The following is a 21,910-nucleotide window of genomic DNA, read 5'->3' on the forward strand; positions in this document are numbered from 1 at the left end:
TTAGGCGTGGCTCGGCGACCGGTGCTTCTTGATTCCTGACTGGTCCTGACACCTGTCGCAGGTGGTCGCGACGCCGGCCAGCATGGCCGAATCGATGACCGGACGGTTCAGCAAAGCTCCTGGATGCGGACCAGATTGCCGGCGGGATCGCGGAAGGCGCAGTCGCGGATGCCGTACGCCTGCTCGGTCGGCTCCTGGACGACCTCGGCGTCGCCGGCCTGCAGCTTTTCGAAGGCGCCGTCGAGGTCCCGGGTGGCCAGCAGGATCCAGCCGTAGGTGCCCTTGGCCATCATCTCGGCGACGGTCCGGCGCTCGTCGTCGGTGACCCCCGGGTCGGCGGCCGGCGGCGCCAGGAGGATGGAGGTGCCGGGGTGGTCGACGGGGCCGACGGTGATCCACCGCATCGTGCCCTGACCGACGTCGCTGCGGACCTCGAAGCCGAGGGCGTCGCGGTAGAAGGACAGGGATGCCTCCGGGTCGACATGCGGGAGGAAGCTCGTGTTAATGGTGATGTCCATGACGATCATGCTAGAGACGCGGCTTCCCGACACAGTGACAAGGTCTTCACTGTGGCCGAGGGGGTGGTCCCGATGACCATGCCGAATCAGGACCGGATGCGATTCGAGCGTTCCGAGCGCGGGAGGACAGCCGCTCGTCGGTGCGGCTGCGGGCAGCGCTGGCGGGCGGCACGACCCCTGACCCGCGTTTCATCGACAAGCTCATCGACGACGCGCGATCGAGCCCGAATTTGGGCCCGTCCAACTGGCAGCCTCGCGTGTTCGATCGGACCGGGTTTTCCGCCGCAGGCCGGCCACTGTCGGAGCGCGTCACGGACCGTAGCGAAAGCGAGCTAGGGTCGGCGTCCGGATCTGTCGCAATGAGTGCGCCGCGTGGTGCCGGCCGGCAGCGGGCCTGGGACGATCTTGCCATGGCGACCTATGAAATTGCGCTGGTGCTTCTCGTCGATTCCTCGGAGGCGGTACTCCTGCAGCACCGCGATGATCAAACTTCGGCTTCTCCGAACCAGTGGAGCCTGCCGGGTGGTCATGTCGAGCCGGGCGAGACGCCTGAACAGGCGGCGCACCGGGAGCTATTGGAGGAGACGGGCCTGAGGACGGGTGAGTTGCGTGCGTTGTGGAGCGGCCCACGTCCGTACGAGGCCGGCTTCCCGCACACGGTGACTGTTCACGTCTTCCGTGGCAGGACCGATGCTCGGCAACAGGATGTGGCGGTCGGCGAGGGCCGCGCAATGGTGTTCGTCCCGCGGGACGAGGTTCTCGACCGCGACCTGGCCGTGACGACCGCCGCAGTCCTGCCGCTCCATCTCTGCAGCTCCGGCGAGACGCACTGATTTGCCGGGATCAGCGCGGACGCGACCCAACAGTGGCTACGAAGCGTCATGGCAGTCAGGCCGCCCAGTTCTCGGGCATGCGGAGGACGGGACGTTGCTTCGAGCGGCAGTCGGCAGTCGGCTGGCAGCGAGCGGCGGTCGACTGGAGCGAGCGGCGCTCAACTGGCAGGGTCACGTATCCGATGTAATGGCGATTCGTCAGCTTCGTCGACCAGGCCGTCGGTGGCACCTGGTACCGCTACAGCCCGTCATGACGATCTACCCAGGAGATCTCTTCCCAAGGTGGCTGCTCGCGGCTCTCCACAGCAGCGGAAACGAACCCCTTCGTCACTGCTGGTGAAGCCGCTCGGCGTCCGCCCACATACTGATTCGCCCATGACCGGATGTCGATCGGGTGCCGTGCCGCGGGTGCCTTTCCGGCGAACGCAGAAACTGTCCCAACCGCATGCGCGAGGTGACGTCCGGCTCAGATGTGTGCCCTGCCGACGGGCTGACCGACGGGCGCGGTGCCGTCAAGCCATTGCGGGGAGGATGACCCGTTCCAGCACCGTGAGCGGGGTCCGCCACTGGTCGGGGTCGTCGTAGTTGCCGGCGGTGACGGCCACGGTGAGGTCCAGGTCGGGCAGGACGAACAGGCGCTGGCCGCCGTTGCCCATGCCGGCCACCAGCCGATGGCCCTCGATGGATTCGATGTACCACTGGTAGCCGTACTGCGCGCCCCAGGGGGTCTTCAGGCGTGGTTGGAGCATCGTTCGGATCCAGTCGGCGGGGACGATCGGCTGACCGTCCCAGGTTCCCTCGGCCACCACCAGCTCGCCGAGCCTGGCCAGGTCGCGGGGCGCGAGTCGCAGCCCGGACGCGGCGGAGGCCATTCCGTCCGCGCCGGTCATCCACTCGAAGCTGCCGATGCCCAGCGGCGCGAACAGCACGGCCTGCGCGTACTGCGGCAGCGATTGCCCGGTGCCGTCGGCGATCAGTCGGCCGAGCAGAGCCGTGGCACCGCCGCAGTAGGTCCATCGGGTGCCGGGCGGCTCGATGATCGGCCGCTCCAGGATGTACCGGTACCGGTCCGGCGCCAGCTCCATCGCGATCTCGGCGTTGGCCGGGCTGTTGTACGGGAGATCTTCGCGCCATTCCACGCCCAACGACATTGTCAGCGCGTGCTCGATGGTGAGCCGGGCATGCCGGGGGTCGGCTGCCAGGTCGGGGTACTGCGGGAACCGCCGCAGGAGCGGCTCCGCCGGCGGCGGGACCAACCCTTCGCCGAGCGCAATGCCGTACAACAGCACGGTCACACTCTTGGTGACGGACCGGATGTCGTGCAGCGTCTCGGGCCCGAACTCGACGACGCCCAGCGACTCGCCCCAGGCGAAGTCCTCGCCGGCCATGTAGTACTCCAGCAAGGTTTGACCACCGCGAACCGCCGCGACGGCGTGCAGACCGCCGACCTGGCCAGCTTGGAGTACTTCGTCGAGACGGTCACGCAACTGCGTCATCATGGGCACTCCGAGGGGATATCGGCCAGCGGAACAGCATGCTCGTTATACCGGAATTTCCGCTTTCGGAGCGGCCCGGGTGAGAGGGCCTAGCCCGGCCCGCCGCAGCGATGATTCGGTCGTGAGAGACGGCCACGTCCTGGCGCAGAGCCTCGACGTCAACGTCCAGAACCGTGCCGGCCCATTTTGCGTACCAGACCTTCGATGAGGTCGCTGTCAACGGCGCGCGGGGTGGTGCCGAGCACGAGCAGCACAACCCGCCACGTCCAGTGCGAGCTGCCGCCGCGCATCCGCATCTGCCGTGACATGGCGCGCCAGTCGTCCGGACATCCTCACGGTCAGTACGGCATCCAGATCGCCCGCCGCGTCATCAGACGATGATCGTGGATGCAGATCTCGCCGCCAGCACCATGCTCCGTGTGACTCACCGTGATTGCGGACGAGCCATGGACGCGAATACAAGACAGTTGGATTACGCGAGCCTGCCAGTCGAGAGGGCCATTTAGGTACGCGAGACGCACTTCACCCGGCCGTACGCGGGCTACGAGCGGCCGTACGCCGCGCGCGCCTGGGCGACCTCGGCGGCGGCGCGTTCACGCCAACGGCGTTGGGCCTCCCGGTTGCACGCCCGGCAGACCCGACGGTATCGGCCCGTGGCGTCGTCGAGCTCGCGGTCGTGGCCGTTGCGGCACTGCGGTGGCTGCGACCGGGTCCGGCAGGTCTCTGAGCGGCTGACCTGGCGCAGATGCGTCGGCTCGATGCAGTCGGCGACACCGCAGAGGTGATCGACGTCGAGGGTGGGGTCGTACCCGCCGACGAGGACCACGAACGCGGCGATGTGCGCCCAGGCCCGCCCGGCGACCTTCTGGTGGACCCCGCGTCGCTGACCGTAGCCGTGGATGACGAGACAGCCGTCGTCGGTGCGGTGCGAGCGCCCCAGCAGGTACGCACGCAGCGACTCCTCGGTGTGGTACCGCGAGAGACCCTTCACCGCCGAGAGCACGCCGTCACCGTACCCGCGCCGCTGTCACCCGGTGTGGCGTACCTCGGTGTCCCAGATCTGCGCCCACGGACGCCGCAGCCCTCGGCATACGAAGATCGGGCCGCCGTTCTCGTCGTTGTCCACCTCGACCCGCTGATCCACCCGCCCGGCGAGCGTGCACTCGTCGAACCACGTGTTCAGCCGGTCGGGACGGTCCCAGCCGACGGCGATGACCACGTCCGCGTCGGCGGGTGGCCGGCCGAAATCGACCATGCTGTTGTGCCCGGAGTACGCGCGGGGCAGGTCACGGGCCGGACCGTAGCGGGCCAGCGCACCGGCCTCGCCGTAGTTGCCGGTCAGGACGACCGCCCGCGAACGCTCCTCGGGCGGCAGACCACGGTGGACGGTGGCGACCGAGTCGGCGAACGCCGGCCAGCCGATGGTCTCGCCGGCGTCGTAGTTGACGTCGAGCACGAAACCGGGCAGCCGGTCGGCCGGCAGCACCGGCAGCAGCAGCACGATGGTGGGCAGGAGGAACGGCACCGCGCCCAGCGCGAGCAGGCCCCGACGCAGGCGGACTGACCCGCGCGACGCCCAGGCGACGGTCACCACCGCGCCGGCGGCGGTGAGGACCAGCAGCAGCGGCGCGTCGTAGTAGCCCTTGCCGCCGGCGATCAGCACGACGCCGACCACGACCAACCAGGACCAACCCACCGCCCGGTACGCCCGCCACGCCGGTCGGCGCAGGAGCGCGACGAGGCCGGCGATCCAGATCGGCACGGCGTACGGGCTGATGATGACGAACTGGAGGGTGAACGCGTTGAGGCGGCCACTGTAGGAGCTGTCGCCTTCGGAGATGGAGGCCGCCACACCGAGCTGCGGAAAGCCGTGCGTCGCCTGCCAGATCAGGTTCGGTGCGGCCAGCAGCACGGCGATCCCGGCGGCGGCGAGCACCCACCGGTCGCGCAGCAGCCGGCGTGGCCCGGCGATGAGCACCCCGGCGATCAGGCCCACGGCCAGCAGCGCGGGCAGCACCTTGCTGAGCATGCCCACGCCGAGCGCCAGCCCGATGCCCAGCGCCCAGCGGCTGTCGCCGGTGCGCAGCAACCGCACCGCACACCACGCCGCGGCCAGCCAGACCAGCAGGTCGACGGTGGTGGTGCTGAGCAGGTGCCCGCCGGCGAGCACGATGCCGGACAGCGCGGCCAGCACCGCCGCGAAGGTCTGCCCGCCCCGGCCGGCGCCCAGCTCACGGGCGATGGCGGCGACCAGCAGGACCGCGCCGCCGGCCAGCAACGCCGACGGGGTACGCAGCACCACCAGGTTGCCCGGCGCGATCGTGTCGAGCAGCCGGGCCAGCGCCGGAACCAGGGGGCCCTGATCGACGTAACCCCAGTCCAGGTGTCGGCCGGCGAGCAGGAAGTACAGCTCGTCGCGGTGGTAGCCGTAGCGGCCGGCGAGCAGCAGCAGCGTCACGCTGACCGCCCCGGCCACCAGCCATGGCCCGAGCGTGCGGGGGCCGGGCGTCGGTGGCCCCGGCGGCGGGGACGTTGGAGCCGGCTGGTGGGGGCGGTCGGTGGCGGTGGAGGGTTCGCTCACGCACACATCATCACCGATTCGCTGCGGTATTTCTCGTCTGCCACCTGACGTCGACCCCTGCGCGGCGTCCACCGCCAGGAAGCAGTGCGGCCAGCAGCCGGCACGGGCCCGTAGGAGGCGAGGCCCGTGCCGGCCGACGGTGATCACCCCCATCACCGTCTCCCGCCAGCGGCGGCTCAGCCGGATCGTGTTGATTTCCGGCCGTGCCGTCGTGGCGTGGTTTCACCCCGAACAACGCTCACGTCAGTACTGATCGAGCGTGTTCGTGGAGCACATCTGGAACTTCCTGTTCATCGGACGCGGCGGCCCCCGAAGCCGGCTGCACTGCCCGATCCCGACCTGTCGTTTGCGGCGGCCGAGGCCAGGGCAACAATCGAGGGGACCGTCGGGCGCTGAGGTCCTCGATCCAACCGAGGGCCAGAACCAGGCCGGTGAGGAGCACCAGGGCCACCACCAGGTAGCCCAGCTTGCCGAGTCGCCAGACCCCGAGCAGGTCACCGACGGCGAAGCAGACCGCGATGACGGCGTTGTGCCAGAGGTAGATGGTCAGGGCGCGACTGTTCAACGCGGTGACCAGCCGGTCGAGTGGCCGGATCCGGGCCAGCCAGGTCATCTGTGGGGACATCCGCAACAGCAGCAGCACGAATCCGAGCGACCAGAACGCCTGCGCCACCGGGATGTCGTTGAGGTCGAGCCCGGCGCCCGGGTGGATGACGAGCCAGCCGACGGCGAGTCCCAGGCACAGCGCCGCCATGGCCAGCAGGAACCGAAGTGGGAGCCGCTGCAGCTGACCGTCGCGGTGTGCGAAGCCCAGGAGCCAGCAGGCGCCGAACGTGGCCAGGTCGGTCAGTACCGAATCCACCGGTCCGCCCAGTGCCGGTGCCGCGGTCTGCAGCAGGACCACGCCGGCCAGCGGCGTGAGCACGGACCACACCGGCCAGCGTCGGTACAGCGTCAGCACCGCGGGGGAGAGGAGCACGAACCACAGGTACGCGACGAGGTACCACAGCACACCCGTGACGTCCGCCGCCCACGCATTGCCCGGTGGCTGCAGCACCGGGACCAGCCAGCTCAGCAGCGCCGGCCAGGCCGGACGGTCGGACCAGCCGTGCCAGACCATCAGGGGCAGCAGCACGATGCCCAGGGCCCACAGCGCCGGTAGCAGGCGCCGGAGCCGGCCGCTGACCGCCCGCTGCGGCGAGCGGTCGAGCGAACTGGCCATCAGGGAGCCGCCCAGCGCGAACATCACGCCCATGGCGGGGAAGGCGACGCTCAGCCAGGCGGCCCCGAACATGTGGTACGTGATGACCCGAGCCAGCGCCAGCGCCCGCAGCGCGTCGAACCAGCGGTCGCGCCCCTCGCGTCCGGCGGTCGCCGACGGGGACCGGGCGAGACGGTTGTCGTCCACGACGTCACCGGCCCGCTTGAGCTTGCGCCAGCCGAGCCGGGAGCCGGTCACCGCGGTCACCACGGACCGCGCCAGGACCACGTACATCAGCTGGCGGTAGGCGAACTGCTGGATCGGTAGGGTCAGCAGCGGGCGTATCCGTTCCCGGTCGAGCCGGAAGGCCACCGCGGCGGTCGCCGCCTGGACGACCAGCATCGCCACCCAGGCCACTGCGGTCTTCGTCGTGTCCAGGAAGAAGAGGCCGTAGAGGGCGAGCAGGTCCAGCACCGGACCGAGCAGTGGCAGCACCACGCCGAAGAGGGCGAGCATCGGCAGGCCGAACCGGCCGAATCGGCCCGAGGCGCCCCGATCGAACACCGCGCCCCGGTGCTTCCACATCGCCTGCATGGTGCCGTAACTCCACCGGTAGCGCTGCCGCCACAGCTCGCGCACGGTGGCGGGTGCCTCCGTCCAGGCGCGGGCGCGGTCCTGGTACACCACCCGCCACCCGGCGCGGAGGACCGCCATGGTGATGTCGGTGTCCTCGGCCAGGGTGTCACCGCTCATCCCCCCGACGCCGACCAGGGCACGGCGGCGGAAGGCCCCAATGGCTCCCGGGACTGTGGCCATGCAGCCGAGCCTCTCGTAGAACCGACGGTCCAGATTGAAGCCGATGACGTACTCGATGTGCTGCCACTGGCCGAGTAGCCGCCGCCGGTTGGCGACCTTGACGTTTCCGGCTACCGCTCCGATCCGCGGGTCGTTGAACGGCTCGATCAGCCGTCGGATCGCATCCGGTTCGAAGACGGTGTCCGCGTCGACGGTCACGATGATGTCGTGCGAGGCGTACAGGAGCCCGGTGTTGAGGGCGCTGGCCTTGCCCCCGTTGGGCTTGCGGATCACCCGGACGCTGTTTAGACACAGCGTGTCGACGAGGTCTGCCGTGCCGTCGGTCGAACCGTCGTCGACCACGATCACCTCGATGTCCCGGTGGTCGTTGGCCACCAGCGAACGGACCGTGGCGACTATTCCGGCCCGTTCGTTGTACGCGGGCACGATCACCGACACCGGTGCGTCGAATGTTCCCCAGGGCCAGCGGTGCGCCCGCCTGCGCCGGGCGAGCCGGCCGGCGATCAGGAGCAGCAGCAGCGTCCGGGTCAGGACGAGGACCCCGACCACCACGAAGAGCAGGGTGAGCCCGCGCAGGATCGAGTCCGCCAGCCGGATCGCCCACACCACGGGGGAGGCCCGCCAGCGGTCCATGGTCGACGTGGGGGCGTTGCCGACGAACGGAGCCGCGCCCTGCCGTGCCCGGTTCATCCCGTCGCTGACCGTGGTGAAGGTGTAGCCGCGCGCCTGCATCATCGGGATAAACCGGTCCAGCGCCGCGATGGTCTGCGACCGGTCCCCGCCAGCGTCGTGCAGCAGCACCACCGCACCCGCTCCGTCAGCGGGCGTCATCTTCCGCACGATCACGTCCACGCCGGGTCGGACCCAGTCCTCGCTGTCGACGTCGTTCACCACCGTCAGGTAGCCGAGCCGGCCAGCCTCCCGGATCGCCGGCCAGTGCGCGTCGTCGACGGCGCTGGGCAGCGAGGAGTAGGGGAAGCGCAGCAGACTGGTGCGCACGCCAGCCGCGTCCGCGATCGCCATCTGGGTCTGCGCGTACTCCATCCGTTGTCGCCATCCCGGCAGCAGGCTCACGTCCGGGTGGGTGAAGGTGTGCACGCCGAGTTCGTGACCCTCCTGGACGGACCGCCGTGCCAGGTCCCGGTGCCTGGCCACCTGCGAGCCGATCACGAAGAAGGTGGCCGGGGTTCGGTGTCGGTGTAGGACGTCCAGCACCCGGGGGGTCCAGACGGGGTCCGGCCCGTCGTCGAAGGTGAGGGCGATGGTCCGCGGGGGTAGGCGGTAGGAGCGGGGCTGGTCCTGCCGGGCATCGAGTACCGGCCCGCCGTTGAGGACATCGGCCGGGACGGTGCCCTGGTCCTCGGCCTCCCGTACATGATCGGGTCTGAAGCTGGCGTTGGCGTACGCCTCCACAAACAGCACGCAGATCACCACCGTCGCCAGTGAGGCGCAGACGAACCGGCTGACTCCCTGGCCGATGCGGCCGGGCCGACGGTCACCGGCGTGGCCGGCGGCGCGGCGGCGACGGTTCACCAGGATCATCCCGCCACCCATGGCGCGAGCTCAAGCGTGATCGGCCGGGTCGCGACGGGTCCGGGACTGGGTTCGGCCGGAGTGGACATGGTCGGCGAGGCGGTGACGGGCGGTGTCGAGCCCTCGGGCAGCGGGGCCGGCGGCGAGGTCGGGGACGAGGTCGGGGACGAGGTCGGGGGCATTGGGGTGGTGGACGGACGACCGGTCGGGAGCACGTCGGCCGAGTGGCTGGGTTCGGGATAGGTCGGGTTGATCGACGGCTCGGTCGTCGGCGCCATATCGTCCGGCGCCGGCGCCCGGTCTGCCGGAAGTTGTGGGCCATCCACGGTGTCTTCCGGTTCGGGGGTGAGGTTCTGATGCGGATCGCCGAGCGGCGGCGGCGCCGCGCGAGGCTGTTCTCCGGTCCGGTCGCCGACGAACAGTGGAGCGGGCTGCGCGGGCGCCGGCGGACCGGGGAGCAGAGCGGTCGCGGCCATCGGCAGGTAGCTCAGCGAGGCGACTGCGACCAGCACGCCCGCGCGTCGAATCCGGCGGCGGCGGATGCCAGTGGCGTCCACGAACACCGGTTCGATGGGTCGGGACAGGACAGTGGGCAGAACGTGCTGAGGGCGACCTGGCAACCCATCGAAAGACATGTGAACAGCCACCGGTCGAGGTTATGGGGAGCTTGTCGGTGTATGTCCTGATTCGAAGGGCAGGCGGTCCGGCAGATGTTTCGTCATTCGCATATCCCGAAATGTGGGCTGTGAACGGTCGAACGGAGCGATCGTCCTCTTGAGCGGCGAAACAGGACGAACGGTTGCAAGGTTCCGTTGCGGACGGACGCGCCACCCATCATGACCGGCGAAGCCGCCGCGTGAGTGCCCATAGGTCTCCGCGTGCAAGCGGTCTGATCAGGTGCGAAGATCAGCTTTGTCACTCGGACCGGAAGGACGACATGCGCTATCGCACTCTGGGCACCACCGGCACGGTGGTGTCGACCCTGTGTCTTGGCACGATGACCTTCGGCGCGGAAACCGACGAGGCCGGCAGTTTCGCCCAACTGGACCGGTTCGTCGAGGCCGGGGGCACCGTCATCGACACCGCCGACGTCTACTCCGCCGGTGTCTCGGAGGACATCGTCGGACGCTGGCTGCGGACGCGGCCGGACCTGCGTGACCGGCTGGTCATCGCCACGAAGGGGCGGTTCCCGATGGGCCCGGGGGCGAACGACGCCGGCCTGTCCCGGGTGCACCTCACCCGCGCCCTGGACGCCAGCCTGCGGCGGCTCGGCGTCGAGGCCGTCGACCTGTACCAGGCGCACGCCTGGGACCCGCTGACCCCCCTGCCGGAGACGCTGCGATTCTTCGACGACGCGGTGAGCGCGGGCAAGATCCGTTACGCGGGTGTCAGTAACTTCACCGGTTGGCAGTTGCAGAAGGCGGCCCTGCTCACCCAGCACCTCAACCTCACCCCGATCGTGGCCCTGCAACCGCAGTACAACCTGCTGGCCCGCGAGATCGAGTTCGAGCTGGTGCCGGTCTGCGAGAACGAGGGCATCGGGATCCTGCCGTGGTCGCCGCTGGGCGGCGGCTGGCTGACCGGCAAGTACCAGCGCGACAGCGTGCCCAGCGGCGCTACCCGGCTCGGCGAGAACCCGGAGCGCGGCGTCGAGGCGTACGCGGGTCGCAACGCCGACGAGCGCACCTGGCGGGTGCTCGACGCGGTTGGCCGGGTCGCCGGGGAACGCGGCGTGTCCATGTCGGCGGTGGCGCTGGCCTGGCTGGCGGCCCGGCCGGCGGTCACCTCGGTGATCCTCGGTGCGCGTACCACCGAGCAGCTCGACGACAACCTGACCGCCGCCGACCTGATTCTCGACGCCGAGCAGATGCGGTTGCTGGACGAGGCGAGCGCCCCGCCCGTGGGTGACTACCCGTACGGCGGGGCGGGTGTGCGGCAGCGCGCACGCGACCTGCCGACCGTTTCCGGACAATGACCGTCTTTCCCGAACCCACCGCTCCCGCTGGCAGCCGCACCGAGGTGTTCCTGCGCTACCTGGACTATTTCCGCGAGTCCATGGTGGAGAAGGTGTCGGCGTTGGCCGAGTCGGAGCTGCGGCGCAGCCGGCTGCCGTCGGGGTGGACTCCGCTGGAGTTGCTCAAGCATCTGCGTCACGTCGAGCTGCGCTGGATCGAGTGGGGTTTCCAGGGCCGGAATGTCGCCGAGCCGTGGGGCGACCGCCACCAGGACCGCTGGTACGTCGCCCCCGACGAGACCCGCGCGGACCTGGTGGCGGCGCTGCGCGCTCAGGGGGCGCACACCACCGAGGTGGTGACGGCGCACGACCTGGCGGAGGTCGGTGCGCCGGGCCCGCGCTGGAACGGCGCCGACCCGGCGTCGCTGGAGCGGGTGCTGTTCCACCTGGTCCAGGAGTACGCCCGTCACCTCGGTCACCTCGACGTGGTCGCCGAACTCGCCGGCGGCCCGACCGGAGAGTGAGGCCGACGCGACCTGATCAGCGGGCTTCGGCCCAGCCGACGAAACGCGGGGTCAGATTGGGAAGCACACCGTTTGGGTTGAGCGCGGTGAGATCGGCTTCGGCTGCCTCCTGAACCTTCGCCAGGTGGATCAACAGGCCCGGCCGATCCTCGCGGTACTCGCCGAGGAGGCGCAGTTTCGCGGCCGAGCACGGCCACAGGATGCCGCAGACCGGGCAGCGCCACGACGGCCGCAATGGGGAGTGCTTCGGACGCTCGGGCATCAGGCGACCCCCACGGGACCGTGACGCCGGATCGGTGCGGGTAAGCGGGTTTTCAGGAATTGAACGCTCGCGGCGGTGGTCAGGAGGACCACGTCCCCTGCCCTGAGCACGAGGCCGGTCATCCCCGCACCTCCGGTTGCGGCTTGTCCGGCTTCCGTGGCTTCTCGTCCTCGTCTGACACCGATTCCCCCTGACTGGCGTTGGGAAGGGGCCGCCCCGTGAGTGCTCGCCCGTCGGGGCGGCCCCGCTGCGAACGCGTCCGCCGGATTCGGGTCCCTGCCGGTCGCGCCGTCTACACAGCACTGTGCCGAGGGTTGCCGGACAATCACACAGCGTTGTGTAATCTCCTTCGGGCAGTTGTTTTGTTCAGGGGGAGGGTTGGCATGAACCACGCCTTTGTCGCGGCGCTCGCCGGAGCGGGTCACACCGCCGAAAGCCTCGCAGGTCGGATCGGCGTGCACCCGAAGACCGTCGCCAGGTGGGCAAACCCGGGGCACATTCCGCAGAGCCGACACCGGTCGACCGTCGCAGAGCTCCTGGCAAAAGACGCCGACGCGCTTTGGCCGGACGTCGTCCGTCGCCGCGAACCCGTGTGGTTCCGGCCGTGGGTCGACCTCGAACGCGAGGCGGTGACGCTGCGGTCGTTCCAACTGGCGTGGGTGCCCGGACTGCTGCAGACGGAGGCGTACGCGCGGGCGACCCTGGCCGGTGGGGTGCTGAAACCGGAGGCGGTCGCCGAATTCGCGGAGGCGCGAATCAGTCGGCAGGCGATTCTCAGCCGGGACAGCGGACCACTGCTGATCGCCGTGCTGGACGAGGGGGTGCTGAGGCGGCGCGTCGGCGACGACCGCGCCTTGATGGCGGTGCAACTCGCGCGCCTGCTCGGGTACGCCGAGATGGGCAGCGTGCAGCTCCACATCGTCCCGGCGGACGCACCCAGCTATCCCGGGCTCGACGGACCGTTCACCATTGCGGACATGCCGGACGGGTCGCGGGTCGCGCACGTCGACAGCCCTGCACGGGCGCAGATCCTCGATCAGGCGTCGGAACTTGTTAGCCTGGAACGACGGTGGGAGCGTATTCGCGGAGAGGCTCTGCCCCGAGGGCGTTCCTTGGCACTTCTCAGAGAAGCGGCAGCATCATGGACATGACCGGTGCGCGGTGGCGTAAGAGCACAAAGAGCGGCGGCAACGGCGGTGACTGTGTCGAGGTTGCCGACAACCTCTCCGGCGTGGTCCTCGTTCGGGACACGAAAGATCGCGACGGCGCAACGCTCACCTTCAGCCCGGAGTCGTGGCGTGGCTTCGTCGCGATGGCACGCGACGCCGGTTGACCGACGGCCCGATCTGATCAGCGGACGTCAGCGGGTTCGGCCGGTTGCGGTTGCGGGGCCGCCGGCCAGGTGAGTCGGCGTACGCCGGGGACGAGCGCAGTGCCCGCGCACGAGGCGAGCACCAGCAGGCCGGCGACCGCCAGCGGCACGGGCGCGCCGAACGCGTCGGCGGCCAGCGGCGCCAACGCGTACCCCAGTGGCATGGCGCCCAGCGACACCAGCCAGTCGTACGAGGTGACGCGGGCCAGGACGTCCGGCGGAAAGTGGTGCTGCACGACGGTTTCCCAGACCGGGTTGAGGTAGCCGAGGGCGGTCAGCGCCACGGCGTACGCGGCGATCACCGCTGGGGCGGGCGCGGCGACGGCGAGCAGGAACAGCGGGGCGGCGTAGCTGGCCAACCCGAGGTTGGCCAGCAGCACCGGCCGGTGTAGCCGGACCCGCCCGGCCAACAGCGATCCGGTGAGCATGCCGACCGCGCCGGCCTGCAACAACAGCACCCAGGTCGTCTCGCCACCGAGTCGGTCGATGGCGATGACCGGCCCGAGGGTCATCAGCACGGCGGCCGCGCCGTTCCACACGCCGTGCCCGAGCAGGCTGGTCCAGAACCAGTCGCGGGCGCGCACCTCGCCGAAGCCGTGCCGCAGGTCGGCGAGGACGGAGCGGCGGGGCACCGGCACGTGGCGGACCCGCACCAGCGCGAGCAGGGCGGCGCTGAGCGCGAACGACGCGCTGTCGAGGATGAACGCCCAGCCGGGTCCGGCGGCCCAGATCAGCGCGCCGGCCAGCGCCGGACCGGCGAGCCGGCTGGTGTTCGCGGTGATCCCCATCAGGGCGTTGGCCCGCTGCCGGCCGGCCGGTTCGACGGTGCCGGCGACCAGCGGGGACGCGGTCGGCATGGCGAACGCCGACGCGGTGCCGCCGAGCGCGGACGCCACGACGACGGTGGTCAGCGACGGGTCGCCGCCGAGCAACTCCACGCCGACCGCGAGCTGGGTCGCGCAGCGGACCAGGTCGGCCAGCAGGGCGACCCGGCGGGCGTCGAACCGGTCGGCGAGGACACCGCCGAGTGGCAGCAGGAGCAGTCGGGGAACCATCGCCGCGGCGAGGACGACGGCCAGCGCGCCGGTGGAGCCGGTGGCCCGCAGCACGGCCAGGGCCAGCGCGGCGGGCACCACCGCGTCGCCGAGGGTGGAGACGGTGCGGCCGAGGAACAGCAGCCGGAAGGAGCGGGTGCGCAGGGGGTGAACCATATCGGCAACATACTTCGACATCGAACCTTTCGGCAATGAATATCTCGGCACCGAGGTAAGCTGGCGCGGTGACCACCATCCCGGATGCCGTCGACCGGCACATCGAGCGTTGGCTACCCGTGGTGCCGGCCCTCGACGCGGACGTCGAGGGCGCGGTGACCAGGATGATCAAGCTGGTCCGGCACCTGCGGACGGTCAAGGAACGGGTCCTGGTCGACCTCGACCTGCAGGCCCACGAGTACGACACCCTGCACGCCCTGGCCGGCCGCCGTGGCCGGGCCGCACCCTCGGACCTCGCAGCGGACCTCGCGATGGCCCCCGCCTCGATCACGGCGCGGGTGGACGCGCTGCTGCGGCGGGGTTTCGTGCGCCGGATTCCCTCGACAGTCGACCGCCGGCGGGTGGACGTGGAGCTCACCGACGCGGGTCAGGCGGCGTGGCTCGGGGCAATGGAGATCCAGGGCGCAGAGGAGCACCGACTGCTCGGCGCGCTCACCCCGACCGAACGGCGACAACTCTCCGACCTGCTGCGTCGGGTGCTGCTCGTCGCCGAAGAGCCAGCGGGCGCGTGATCGCCTCGTTCTCAAGGAAAGCGGGGTGTCAGCAGCCGGCGGTCGATGCCGCGATTCCCCGGAATCCGAGTCGATCAACCGCACCCGAGGGTGACCGGCGTGACTGCGCATGCCCTGGCCGGAGCCCTGGCCGACGGCGGACGGCGGACGGCGACGGATCTTCGCGGCGATCGTGCTGGGTCGGCCAGCGCGGCGGCGGTCGCCGAACGGACCGGCCTGCCGGCGCGGGTGGTGCCGCGCGAACCGTCTGGTCGCCGAGGATCTTGCTAGCCTCGGCGCATGACCTCCTGCACGCCCGCCGACGGCCCACCGGACCTGTTGTTCCTGCTCTCCTGGGCCAGTCACGCGCTGCAGACCGAGTACGCGGCGGGGCTGGCCGAGCTGGGCATCTCACCGCGGGCGCACTATGTGCTGGCGCAGGCCCGCACCGGCGACCTGACCCAGCGGGAAATCGGCGAGCGGTGCGGCGTGGACAAGACCACGATGGTCGTCACGCTCGACCAGTTGGAGCGGGCCGGGTTGGCCGAGCGTCGCCCGGCGCCGACGGATCGGCGGGCCCGGCTGGTCGCGGTGACGCCGGCGGGGGACCAGGTCCTGCAGCGAGCGCAGCAGGTGGTTCGCCGCATCCAGGACGATCTTCTCGCTACCCTGCCAGAGCCAGACCGGGAGGCGTTTCTGCGTGCTCTCCTGGCGCTGGTGGACGGCCCGTTGGCCAACACCTCCCCGTACGCGCCGGGTGTCCGATCCGGTTGTTGATCCCAAAGCAGATAGTTCTGGACGAGACTATCTGCTACGGTCTCACTTGTTCTTTTCCCTGAACGAGGAGCCGTCATGAGTGCTACCGCTGTCGCGACCCCTGCCACCTCATCGCTGCGCCGCCGCGCCCTCGCCGTCGGCGCCGCCGTCGTGGCCTGCCTGGCCATCTGGGCGATCGGCGCGCTGGCCGGAGTTGACTACACCGTCGAGAATCCGGGTCAGCCCGCAACAGTCATCGGGGCTGGCGCGATTTTCGTGGTCTCCCTGGGCGTCGCACTGCTCGGCTGGGCGACGTTGGCCCTGCTGGAGCGGTTCGCCCCGCGGTTCGCCCGTCCTGTCTGGATCTCGCTGGCCGTCATGGTGACGTTGCTGTCCTTCGCCCCACTGCTCGGCACCGAGGCCACCGGCGGCGCCAAGCTGGCCCTCGGCGCGACGCACGTAGCCGTGGCGGTCGTGCTGATCGCCCTGCTGCCGGCCCGTCGCCGCTGACCGCGCGCCGTAAAGCCGTTGACCGGGCGGGGATGATCAACAGGTGACCATTACCGCCCGACCCACCTGGACGACCAGCACCAGCCAGCCCGACCACCCCGACGCGGTGCTCCTGTTGCGCGAGTACATGACCGAAATGGTGGTCCGCTACCACCGCCGCCCGGCCCTGCCCGGCGAGGTCGACGAGGCGCTGGCCGAGTTGCCCAGTGACGACCTGGCGCACCCGGGCGGGCTGCTGCTGCTCGCCCACCACGGCTCTGACCTGGCCGGCTGCGCCGGGCTGCGTTGGCAGTCGGGTTGGGCCGAGCTGACCCGGGTGTTCCTCCGCCCCGAGCATCGTGGCGCCGGTGGGGGCGCCGCGCTGCTGGCCGCCGTCGAGCAGCGGGCCCGGGTGGCCGGGGCGGATCGGATCCGGCTCGACACCCGCGCCGACCTGGTCGAGGCCCGCGCCCTGTACGCCCGGCACGGCTACGTCGAGATCCCGGCGTACTCGCGAGGCCCCTACGCCGAGCACTGGTTCGAAAAGCGGCTGCCGTGAGCGGTTGACGCCAGCCTTCGGACGCGCTAAATAGTAGGAGGAAGTTGAGTCGCTCCGGCTCAACTCATCACCTTCGGCCAGGAGAACCGAGGAGGCATGACCATGTTGATGCGTACCGACCCGTTCCGCGAGATCGACCGGCTCGCCGAGCAGTTCTTCGGTACGGCAGCCCGTCCCGCGATGATGCACCTGGACGCCTACCGCGACGGGGACCACTTCTACGCGGCGTTCGACCTGCCCGGCGTCGATCCGGACAGCATCGACTGCACCGTCGAGCGCAATGTGCTCACCGTCCGCGCCGAGCGTCGCCGGCCCGCTGGCGACGGCGTCGAACTGGTGGCCGCCGAACGCCCGATGGGCACCTTCACCCGGCAGCTGTTCCTGGGCGACACTCTGGACACCGACAAGCTGGAGGCGGGCTACGAGCACGGGGTGTTGACGCTGCGCATCCCGGTTGCCGAGCGCGCCAAGCCACGCCGGGTGACCATCACCGCCAACGGCGACGGGCGTCGGCAGATCAACGCCTGATCACGGTGACGGGTGGGATCGGCGCGCCTGCACGCCGATCCCACCCGAAACTGAGAGCCTTTTTCACATGGTGATCTCCCACGCTCCGGTGCTACCCCGCCCGTCCGCGCCACCCGCGCTGCCGAGCGGGCCGGTCGAGGTCACCGAGGCGTGGCTGCGCAACCGGCGGCTGTCCGAGCACACCCGCGACGCGTACCGACGCGACGTCACCGGCTGGCTCACCTGGTGCGCCGGCCGTGACCTGGACCCGCTGCGGGCCACGTTCCTGCACGTCAACGACTACGCACGCGCGTTGGAGTCCACCACCGGCGCCCGCAGCGGCCGACCACTGACCCCGGCGACCGTGGCGCGCCGGCTCTCCGCGCTGTCCAGTTGGTATGACTTTCTCGTCAAACTTGGTGGGGTGCCGGCCAACCCGGTCTCCGGCGCGGACCGGCCCCGCGTCGACCGGGACCACTCCGCGACCGTCGGGCTCACCCCCGAAGAGGTGGACGCCCTGCTCGACGCCGCCGACGCGGACACCAGCGCGACCGCCGTGCGCAACCGGGCGGCGATCGCGCTCCTCGCCGACCTGGGCCTGCGGGTCGGGGAGCTGATCTCACTGGACCTGACCGACCTCGGCACCGAACGCGGGCACCGCAGCGTGCGTTTCGTCGGCAAGGGCGGCAAGCAACGCCGTCGCGCCCTCACCCCCGGCACCGGGTACGCGGTGGACGCCTACCTGGCCCAACGGGCCGCCGCCACCGGCGTGCCGGTGCCGCAGCTGACCGGGCCGCTGCTGGTCACCGCCAGCGGCGCCCGGCTGGACCGGCACTCGGTGTTCCGGATGGTCCGGCGACTCGCCCGAGCCGCCGGCATCCCGGCCTGGGCGAAGCTGTCCCCGCACTCACTGCGGCACGCCTTCGCCACCACGGCCCGCTCCGAGGGTGTCCCCTTGGAGGACGTGCAGGACGCGATGGGGCACGCCGACCCGCGCACGACCCGCCGCTACGACCGGGATCGGCACAACCTCGACCGGGACCCGGCCTACGTGGTGTGGGCGGCCCGGTCCCGGCGTCGCAGCTGAGCAGCACGCCCCCGGCGGCGTCCATCCGCCGACCGCTCTCCGGTGAGTCGAGGACCGCGGTGGCGTCGACTTGTCGTTGCGGCGAGCGGCCTCAGCTCTGCGGACGGGGGCAGATGCAGAACGGCTGCCCGATCGGGTCGAGAAGCACCACCCACCGCTCACCACCGGGCTGGAAATCCGGCTTCGACGCGCCCGCCGCGACGAACTTCTCCTGCGCTGCCGCGAGGTCGTCGACGTAGAGATCGAGGTGGTAGCGCTTGTCACCGGCCGGATCCGGCCAGGCCGGCGGTCGATAGCCGTCGACCAGGCCGAAGCCGATCGAGACGCCACCACCGCTGATCATGGCGTACTCGGGTTGACTGTGGGTGACCTCCCAGCCGAGCGCCTGGTGGTAGAAGGCGGCGTGGCCAGCGGGGTCGGAGCTGTCGAGGTTGACCATTGCGAGGTCAGCAGAAACTGTCACGCCGGCAGTATGCCGTCGGGGTCCGACACCCACCGATCTCAGTGCGCCGGTCGTCGTCCAGCTCGATCAGCACCAACCTCGGCGCACAACCGTCCGTTCGCGCCGGCCGGTCAGCAGAGCAGGTCCAGATGGTGGTGGGCGTCCTCGGCGATCTCCTCGTGCCGCAGCCAGCGCCGCGCCCACAGTCGGGCGGCCAGCTCCGCCTGCTCGTCACCCCACGCGGCGTGCTCGACGAGCAGCGCGGTGGTCAGCGCGTACGCCAGGCGCAGCGCCAGGCCACGGGCGCCGGCGAGGACCGTCGGCGCACCGGGGTCGGCGGTCACCAAGGTGATGGTGTCGCCCAGCTGCGCGGCGGCGGCGGCCAGGGTGTCGGCCAGCACCGGCGACAGCGGCCGGGCCAGGTCGACGGCGGCGGCGAGCCGGCCCAGCAGCGGCGCCCCGGCGTCCTCCCGCGTCAGCGCGCGTAGCACGTCCAGGGCCAGCACATTGGTGGTGCCCTCCCAGATCGGCAGCACCTGGGCGTCGCGCAGCAACCGGGGCACGCCGGTGTCCTCCACATAGCCGGCCCCGCCGAAGCTTTCCACGTACTCACTGGCGGAACTGACGGCGAGCCGGCCGGTCGCCAGCTTCGCCAGCGGCGCCACGATGCGCAACTCCGCTGCGGCCACCGGGTCGGCGCCGACCTCGACCCGTCCGAGCAGGGCAAAAGCGTGCCCGGCCAGCGCGAACGCGCCCGCCGCGTCGACCGCGAGGGTGCCCAGGGTCGCCCGGTGCAGCGGCGAGGACGCCAGCGCGCCGTCGGCGACGTGCCGCACGTCGGCGTACGCCCGGGCGTAGGCGAGACCCCGTCGCATCCCGCCGGCCGCCGCCGCGGCGTTGTGCACCCGGGTCACCACCACCAGGGTCATCGCCCGGACCAGGCCGGGCACCGCCGGGTCGCCCAGCGGTACGGCGTACGCGTCGCGCAGACCGATCTCGGCGGTGGGCAGCGCCCAGGTACCGAGCTTGTCCTTGAGGCGGTGCACGGTGACGCCCGGTGCGGGTGCGTCCGGTGCCATGCCGCTGGCCAGCGGTGAGTCGGCCGCGTACCGGGGAACGAGGAACGGTGCGAGCACGCGGCTGCCGCGCCCGGCGCCCTCCGGTCGGGCCAGCGCCACCGCCATCGCCGCGTCGGCGGCGGAGCAGAACCACTTCTCTCCGGTCAGCCGCCACGAACCATCCGCCGCGGGTCGGCCGACCGTGCTCGACCGGCCCAGGTCGGAGCCGCCCTGCGACTCCGTCATCCACTGCCCGCTGGTGATCGCGGTGGCCGGGTCCGTGGAGATCAGCCGGGGCAGCCACGTGTTGCGGACCCCGGCGTCCACGTCGGGCATGCTGAGCAGCGCCGCAGCTCCGTCAGCCATCGCCACCGGGCAGGAGAACGTCGCCGACTCCGGCCCGTACAGGTGCAGCAGGGCGTGTTGCACGACCCGCGCGGCGGCGCCCCAGGTGCCGCGCGCGTCCGGCAGGTAGGGCAGCGCGACCACGGCGTGTCGGGCGGCGGCGGCGCGCTGCGCCTGCCAGCCGGCGGAGGTGTCGATCCGGTCGATCCGGGCACCCCACGGGTCGTAGCGGACCAGCGTCGGCGGGTGCGCCTCCGCGTCGGCGTGCGCCGCGCGCAGCGGCCCGGCGACGTCGGCGGCCAGGTCAGCGAGGCGGCCCTTCGCGGCGGCGTGCCCGGCCGGGCCGAGGTGACGCTCCAGCCAGGACCGCAGCAGGCCGTCACCGGCGTACGCGTCGACGGGGTGTGGTGGCGGCTGCACGAAGCGGCTCATCGATCGGCTCCTGGCACTGCTCGGGGGTGTGCGCCGACGGTAGACGATCCGTGGTCGATCCGAACAGGGCACACCCGTCCACCGGGCGCACCCAGTTTCCGGCTTGTCGTGCTCCGGCGCGATGGTGTTCTCTACGGTCGGTAGTCGTGGGTGCCGGCCAGCCGTGGAGCCGACCGGCCCGGCGTCACCGCCCGATGCGCACCGGGTTGGCCGTCGTCGGGTTCGGCGTGGCGCTGTGCTGCGTCGGGGTGGCCGGGGTGGGCGCCTGGAACCTGCAGACCGTCCGGCAGGCCGCCGGTCCGATCCGGGACACCGCCGACGGGTTCCTCAACGAGGTGGCCCTCGGCGACAGCGACAAGGCGTACGGGCGGCTCTGCGAGGACGCGCGCCGCCGGTGGAGCGCGATCGGCTTCACCAGTTGGGTGCGTACGCCGCCGATGGTGACCGACTACGAGATCACCGACGTGTCGGTGGCCACCCGCAGCGGGCGGCCGCAGGGCACGGTGACCGTGAAGGTGATCCGTGACGGCGGGCTCAGTGAGGAACGCCGCCTGCCGGTGGTCCGCGAGGGCGGACACTGGCGGGTCTGTGGTGACCCCTTCTGAGGCGGCCGGCCACCGCGTCGGCGTTCAGCGGTCGGTGGTCACCGGGCCGAGGTCGCCGCTGCGGTAGTGCCGGCGGCAGAGCACCTGGTAGCGCACGTCAGCGGTGTCGACCGTGTCGCCGATGACGACCTGCGCGCCCTCGCGGACCACCCGCCCGTCGACGACCCGGGCGTTGAGCAGCCCTTCCCGGCCGCACCAGCAGAGCACCTCGACCTGGATGCGGGCCACCTCGTCGGCCAGCTCGAACAGCCGCTGGGTGGCGGGGAACAGGCAGGACCGGAAGTCGGTGGCCAGGCCGAACGCGAACACGTCCACGTCGTAGCTGTCGACCAGCTCGGCCATCTGCTCGACGTGTTCGACGGTGTAGAAGCACGCCTCGTCGCAGATCAGGTAGTCGACGCGTACTCCGTCGGCCCACCGGCCGCGGACCAGGGCCCGCAGGTCCAGGTCGTCGGTGACTTCGACGGCCTCGTGCGCCAGCCCGATGCGGGTGGTGACCTGCGGGCCCAGCGACCGGTCGATGCGGGTGGTGACCAGCCCACGACGGCCCTGCCGGGCGTGGTTGTAGTTCATCTGCAGCGCCATCGTGGACTTGCCGCAGTCCATCGGTCCCCAGAAGAACTTCAACGCCGCCGCGTGCAACGGACGCCCGTCGAGCCCGCGCGCCGCCGCGCACCCGGCCGCGACGTGGTGCGGGCCGGCGAGCGGGTGGGCCAGGCAGGTCGGGGAGATGGCGGCGTCGTCAGTCACGGTCGGGCAGCCTATCTGATCGACCGGG

The 21,910-nt window shown here is 71.1% G+C and carries 24 protein-coding genes; 12 read left to right on the plus strand and 12 right to left on the minus strand.

From position 1 onward, the window contains the following. Positions 1–107: 107 nt before the first annotated feature. Positions 108–518, minus strand: coding sequence for a VOC family protein (locus OG811_RS26805; RefSeq protein WP_406069665.1), 411 nt, complete (start codon positions 516–518; stop codon positions 108–110). 140 nt (positions 519–658) lie between these two features. Here OG811_RS26805 and OG811_RS26810 point away from each other — a divergent pair, with 140 nt between their 5' ends. Next, positions 659–1,351 carry an NUDIX hydrolase gene (locus tag OG811_RS26810; RefSeq protein WP_406069666.1) on the plus strand — a complete coding sequence of 231 codons (693 nt, stop codon included), beginning with the start codon at positions 659–661 and terminating at the stop codon, positions 1,349–1,351. Between the two features lie 512 nt (positions 1,352–1,863). On the opposite strand, the gene OG811_RS26815 is transcribed toward OG811_RS26810, so the two are convergent. The 6 genes from OG811_RS26815 to OG811_RS26840 all read right to left on the minus strand — a co-directional run bounded on the left by OG811_RS26815 (position 1,864) and on the right by OG811_RS26840 (position 9,541). Next, positions 1,864–2,847, minus strand: a complete 984-nt coding sequence (locus tag OG811_RS26815; RefSeq protein WP_406075935.1) for a serine hydrolase domain-containing protein — start codon at positions 2,845–2,847, stop codon at positions 1,864–1,866. A 158-nt stretch (positions 2,848–3,005) separates the two neighbouring features. Then, positions 3,006–3,155: a hypothetical protein gene (locus OG811_RS26820; protein WP_406069668.1), complete on the minus strand. Its 150-nt coding sequence runs from the start codon at positions 3,153–3,155 to the stop codon at positions 3,006–3,008. 233 nt (positions 3,156–3,388) lie between these two features. Then, complete coding sequence (locus tag OG811_RS26825) at positions 3,389–3,850, minus strand: HNH endonuclease (RefSeq protein WP_406069669.1); 462 nt, start codon at positions 3,848–3,850, stop codon at positions 3,389–3,391. Positions 3,851–3,874: 24 nt separating this feature from the next. After that, the gene (locus tag OG811_RS26830; protein ID WP_406069671.1) at positions 3,875–5,428 is read right to left on the minus strand and encodes an ArnT family glycosyltransferase; all 1,554 of its coding nucleotides are present in this window, start codon (positions 5,426–5,428) and stop codon (positions 3,875–3,877) included. Positions 5,429–5,666: 238 nt separating this feature from the next. Further along, on the minus strand, positions 5,667–8,987 hold the full coding sequence (locus tag OG811_RS26835) for a glycosyltransferase (RefSeq protein ID WP_406069673.1): 3,321 nt from the start codon (positions 8,985–8,987) through the stop codon (positions 5,667–5,669). Then, positions 8,984–9,541, minus strand: coding sequence for a hypothetical protein (locus OG811_RS26840; protein ID WP_406069674.1), 558 nt, complete (start codon positions 9,539–9,541; stop codon positions 8,984–8,986). Before OG811_RS26840 ends, OG811_RS26835 begins: the two co-directional genes overlap by 4 nt. Before the next feature lie 374 nt (positions 9,542–9,915). Between OG811_RS26840 and OG811_RS26845 the strand changes: the two genes are divergently transcribed. Both OG811_RS26845 and OG811_RS26850 read left to right on the plus strand, forming a co-directional pair. Next, complete coding sequence (locus OG811_RS26845; protein ID WP_406069676.1) at positions 9,916–10,953, plus strand: aldo/keto reductase; 1,038 nt, start codon at positions 9,916–9,918, stop codon at positions 10,951–10,953. Further along, positions 10,950–11,456, plus strand: coding sequence for a DinB family protein (locus OG811_RS26850; RefSeq protein WP_406069678.1), 507 nt, complete (start codon positions 10,950–10,952; stop codon positions 11,454–11,456). Before OG811_RS26845 ends, OG811_RS26850 begins: the two co-directional genes overlap by 4 nt. A gap of 16 nt (positions 11,457–11,472) precedes the next feature. Here the strand turns inward: OG811_RS26850 and OG811_RS26855 are convergent, their stop codons facing one another. Continuing rightward, positions 11,473–11,718: a flavin reductase gene (locus OG811_RS26855; RefSeq protein ID WP_406069679.1), complete on the minus strand. Its 246-nt coding sequence runs from the start codon at positions 11,716–11,718 to the stop codon at positions 11,473–11,475. Between the two features lie 383 nt (positions 11,719–12,101). Between OG811_RS26855 and OG811_RS26860 the strand changes: the two genes are divergently transcribed. Both OG811_RS26860 and OG811_RS26865 read left to right on the plus strand, forming a co-directional pair. Further along, complete coding sequence (locus OG811_RS26860; protein WP_406075936.1) at positions 12,102–12,869, plus strand: DUF5753 domain-containing protein; 768 nt, start codon at positions 12,102–12,104, stop codon at positions 12,867–12,869. Continuing rightward, complete coding sequence (locus OG811_RS26865) at positions 12,860–13,051, plus strand: DUF397 domain-containing protein (RefSeq protein WP_406069681.1); 192 nt, start codon at positions 12,860–12,862, stop codon at positions 13,049–13,051. The genes OG811_RS26860 and OG811_RS26865 overlap by 10 nt, the downstream gene beginning before the upstream one ends. A 17-nt stretch (positions 13,052–13,068) precedes the next feature. Here the strand turns inward: OG811_RS26865 and OG811_RS26870 are convergent, their stop codons facing one another. Continuing rightward, positions 13,069–14,301: an MFS transporter gene (locus OG811_RS26870; protein WP_406069683.1), complete on the minus strand. Its 1,233-nt coding sequence runs from the start codon at positions 14,299–14,301 to the stop codon at positions 13,069–13,071. A 68-nt stretch (positions 14,302–14,369) separates the two neighbouring features. Between OG811_RS26870 and OG811_RS26875 the strand changes: the two genes are divergently transcribed. The 6 genes from OG811_RS26875 to OG811_RS26900 all read left to right on the plus strand — a co-directional run bounded on the left by OG811_RS26875 (position 14,370) and on the right by OG811_RS26900 (position 18,250). After that, positions 14,370–14,873, plus strand: a complete 504-nt coding sequence (locus tag OG811_RS26875) for a MarR family winged helix-turn-helix transcriptional regulator (RefSeq protein ID WP_406069685.1) — start codon at positions 14,370–14,372, stop codon at positions 14,871–14,873. Positions 14,874–15,152: 279 nt separating this feature from the next. Further along, positions 15,153–15,629, plus strand: a complete 477-nt coding sequence (locus tag OG811_RS26880; protein ID WP_406069686.1) for a MarR family winged helix-turn-helix transcriptional regulator — start codon at positions 15,153–15,155, stop codon at positions 15,627–15,629. A gap of 75 nt (positions 15,630–15,704) precedes the next feature. Next, entirely contained in the window at positions 15,705–16,118 is a 414-nt protein-coding gene (locus OG811_RS26885; protein ID WP_406069687.1) for a DUF6069 family protein, read from the plus strand. A 43-nt stretch (positions 16,119–16,161) separates the two neighbouring features. Beyond that, a complete protein-coding gene (locus OG811_RS26890; RefSeq protein ID WP_406069689.1) occupies positions 16,162–16,656 on the plus strand; it encodes a GNAT family N-acetyltransferase in 495 nt (164 codons plus the stop codon). A 102-nt stretch (positions 16,657–16,758) separates the two neighbouring features. Then, positions 16,759–17,184 (plus strand): Hsp20/alpha crystallin family protein, encoded by a 426-nt coding sequence (locus tag OG811_RS26895; RefSeq protein WP_406075937.1) that lies wholly within the window; start codon positions 16,759–16,761, stop codon positions 17,182–17,184. A 67-nt stretch (positions 17,185–17,251) separates the two neighbouring features. After that, entirely contained in the window at positions 17,252–18,250 is a 999-nt protein-coding gene (locus tag OG811_RS26900; RefSeq protein WP_406069690.1) for a tyrosine-type recombinase/integrase, read from the plus strand. 91 nt (positions 18,251–18,341) lie between these two features. Here the strand turns inward: OG811_RS26900 and OG811_RS26905 are convergent, their stop codons facing one another. Both OG811_RS26905 and OG811_RS26910 read right to left on the minus strand, forming a co-directional pair. Continuing rightward, a complete protein-coding gene (locus OG811_RS26905) occupies positions 18,342–18,713 on the minus strand; it encodes a VOC family protein (protein ID WP_406069692.1) in 372 nt (123 codons plus the stop codon). Between the two features lie 110 nt (positions 18,714–18,823). Continuing rightward, positions 18,824–20,527, minus strand: a complete 1,704-nt coding sequence (locus OG811_RS26910; protein ID WP_406069694.1) for an acyl-CoA dehydrogenase family protein — start codon at positions 20,525–20,527, stop codon at positions 18,824–18,826. 146 nt (positions 20,528–20,673) lie between these two features. Here OG811_RS26910 and OG811_RS26915 point away from each other — a divergent pair, with 146 nt between their 5' ends. Continuing rightward, positions 20,674–21,132: a hypothetical protein gene (locus OG811_RS26915; RefSeq protein ID WP_406069695.1), complete on the plus strand. Its 459-nt coding sequence runs from the start codon at positions 20,674–20,676 to the stop codon at positions 21,130–21,132. A 24-nt stretch (positions 21,133–21,156) separates the two neighbouring features. Here OG811_RS26915 and OG811_RS26920 read toward each other — a convergent pair whose 3' ends face one another. Beyond that, positions 21,157–21,882 carry a thymidine kinase gene (locus OG811_RS26920; RefSeq protein WP_406069697.1) on the minus strand — a complete coding sequence of 242 codons (726 nt, stop codon included), beginning with the start codon at positions 21,880–21,882 and terminating at the stop codon, positions 21,157–21,159. Between the last annotated feature and the right edge of the window lie 28 nt (positions 21,883–21,910).

Source organism: Micromonospora sp. NBC_01638, assembly GCF_045209745.1.
Taxonomy (GTDB): Bacteria; Actinomycetota; Actinomycetes; order Mycobacteriales; family Micromonosporaceae; genus Micromonospora.